Genomic DNA, 295 nt, shown 5'->3' with positions numbered 1-295 from the left:
GCCGGCGTCCGCATGCCGGTCCCCGACGGCGACCACCCCGGCGACCCGTGCACGCAGCCGGCCGCCCGCCGCCGACAGCTCGTCGCCGCGCCCCGGCGCCACGCCGAGCCAGAACGGAATGTTCGGCGACTGGCCCTGCGCGTCCCCGGCGCGCACGCGGCCCGTTTCCACGCGAATGATCCGGTACGTCTGGTTGCCCAGCTGGAACACGTCGCCGGCCAGGCTCTCGATCGCGTAATCCTCGTTGTCGGTGCCGACCTGGTTGCCCTGCGGGTCCAGCAGCACCGCGTAGACG

1 protein-coding gene is annotated in these 295 nt (G+C 73.9%); it reads right to left on the bottom strand.

Going from position 1 to position 295, the window contains the following annotated elements:
• A partial coding sequence (locus KVT39_RS36760; RefSeq protein ID WP_217591458.1) for a hypothetical protein occupies window positions 1-295 on the bottom strand: 295 nt, incomplete at both ends.

The sequence above is a fragment of the Burkholderia sp. GbtcB21 genome (assembly GCF_019091065.1).
GTDB lineage: Bacteria > Pseudomonadota > Gammaproteobacteria > Burkholderiales > Burkholderiaceae > Burkholderia > Burkholderia pyrrocinia_C.
Note: the sequence above shows the minus strand (reverse complement) of the source record. Positions and strands in the feature narration are given on the sequence as shown.